This window comes from Pseudorhizobium marinum (assembly GCF_000705355.1).
GTDB lineage: Bacteria > Pseudomonadota > Alphaproteobacteria > Rhizobiales > Rhizobiaceae > Neorhizobium > Neorhizobium pelagicum.
In genome coordinates this window covers 1-2,113 of the sequence record NZ_JMQK01000059.1, presented here as the reverse complement: position 1 = coordinate 2,113, position 2,113 = coordinate 1, and the positions used below count along the sequence as shown (strand labels likewise).

The 2,113-nt window shown below is 55.1% G+C and carries 3 protein-coding genes; 1 reads left to right on the top strand and 2 read right to left on the bottom strand.

Annotated features, from left to right (window positions below; translation table 11 throughout):
* Positions 1 to 248, bottom strand: a 248-nt coding sequence (locus EO99_RS28160) for a hypothetical protein (RefSeq protein ID WP_210165115.1), incomplete at its 3' end; no start/stop codon positions are given.
* A gap of 223 nt (positions 249 to 471) precedes the next feature.
* The gene (locus EO99_RS26150) at positions 472 to 1,215 is read right to left on the bottom strand and encodes a phosphatase PAP2 family protein (protein WP_051680094.1); all 744 of its coding nucleotides are present in this window, start codon (positions 1,213 to 1,215) and stop codon (positions 472 to 474) included.
* Between the two features lie 95 nt (positions 1,216 to 1,310).
* Between EO99_RS26150 and EO99_RS0125320 the strand changes: the two genes are divergently transcribed.
* Positions 1,311 to 2,009, top strand: a complete 699-nt coding sequence (locus EO99_RS0125320; protein WP_029621320.1) for a response regulator transcription factor — start codon at positions 1,311 to 1,313, stop codon at positions 2,007 to 2,009.
* Positions 2,010 to 2,113 lie beyond the last annotated feature (104 nt).

Sequence of the window (2,113 nt, the reverse complement as noted above, 5' to 3'; positions counted from 1 at the left end):
CGATAAGTCCGAGAACGAGAGCACTGACGATTGATTGTTCCGGCATTTTCTAATCCTCTTTTATGAATGCACACTCTCCATACCGCGGGGAGCGGATTCAAGGAGAGTGAGAACAGAGCCAAAATCGGCATCGCCACGTCGACCGAGATGACGACCAAAATAAGGGGACGGCTGCTCGCCGAGCCCAGCTTCATTGTGTGAAAATCCCACATCAGGTTGCCGATGTGGTTGCCCGTCGGGAAACTCAAATGCAGCTTCGAGGAAGCCCCGGTCGATCAACACGTAACCTCTGACGCCGCAGGTATCCGGCTCAAGGGTGCAACTGACCGGTACCCGCACCGACAAATGCCGGTAATCGGGGTTAGATTGTCGGGTGGCGCAACGGCTGGAAATTGCTGCCCGTGCGCATTGCAAGGCGCTCTTGGGGACGGCCTTCACCTGCTTCGAAGCTGGCGACTTCATGACGTTCAGTTATCTTGCTGCGAACAGAGCATCGATCTGCGGTGCGTTACGCACGAACAGTCGCCAGATCAGGACCGCCAGAACCAACATCACATTCCATGCGATGACGACGTCCGAGAAGAAGTGCGCCCCATGCAGGACCCTGGTGAACGAAAAGGCTGCCGCTAGCGCGCCAATTGCTATAAGGTAGAGCGTCGAATATTTCGGCTTGATAAGAACGACAAGTGTCAGCAGGGCAAAGGCGCTTGCCGATTCTCCCGAGATGAAGGAACAATTCCTGACGCATTGGTCGGTGAGGTCCCAGGGCGGTGTGAAAACCGCGTCGCCGCCAAACTCCTGCAGCGCTCTTGGGCGCGCTCTACCGACAAGCATCTTGATCAGGTGAACGAAGAGACCCGGTCCTGCCGCAAAAAACGTTATAACGAACAACAACTTGTGTGGCGCAGGGGGGCGCTTCACAATGCTCAGCAACGGATTTGGAATGAGCAGCGCCGCGGCAGCCCCGATCACGGCCCACGGGAGGAACCTGTTGACATCACGAAAGGCGATGAGGTCGCTGTTGTTATTCAGTTCAAAGCCCGAGCCGGGCGTCCAGAAAAAGCCGCTTACGATCAGATCCACTTCCGGAACGGCCGCAAAAATAATGGAAACCAAGCCCAAGAGTATAACCGCCTGTAACAGGAAATCTTTCGTCTTGTCGGTGGCGGGTTCTGATATTGCTTTTTCGGATCGGGTGAGGTGAGTTACGTTCATCGGTGGTTCCTCGTTGAGGACCACGTTCTCTCTCCGGACTGTCAAGTTTCGACAAAGAGCCGGTAAACAGCATGTCAAGATCGGCGAGCCTCATCATGATTTCATCTCTCGTGCTGGTCGTGGAGGACGACGGGGAAATAGCACTCCTGCTGGAGCGATATCTCAATAGAGCTGGCTACAGGACGATCAAAGCTTCCACGGGGCAGATAGCTCTCAAACATCTGCAGATGCTGCGACCGGACCTGGTGTTGCTCGATGTCGGCCTGCCGGATGTCGACGGCTTCGATCTTCTGACGAAAATCCGGGGGAGCTCCATCGTGCCGGTGATATTTTTGACGGCGATGGATGACAGTACCGACAAATTGCTGGGGTTGAGGCTCGGCGCGGATGATTACGTCACCAAACCATTCAACCCACAGGAAGTCGTGGCGCGTGTAGCCGCGGTACTGAAGCGCACGACAGGCGTAGCCGGGAAAGAAGTCATCCGACACGATGATATCGAAGTCCAGCCGGAGTCCCACATTGCTTTTGTATCAACGGAGACAGGTCGGCTTGAACTGCCGCTGACGGCAACAGAGTTTCGCCTTCTGGTCTGTTTTGTTCGATCTCCTTTCAAGACATTCGAAAGAACATCGTTGTTGGACGCCTGCATGCCCGAAAGTGAGGCTCTTGATCGAACCGTTGATATGCATATTGCCAATCTGAGGCGGAAGCTGGCGGATCGTGGCCAGGAGGGGTACATCGTGACAGTTCGAGGTGTGGGGTATCGTTTCGCGAGGTCGACAGGTGTCTAGACCGGCCCTCTCAACAATGACGGCTGCGCTGGTGTCCGTCACTCAACTGGTGACGATCGCGCTGCTCTACGTATTGGTGGACTGGTATATCGATCATGCTGAAG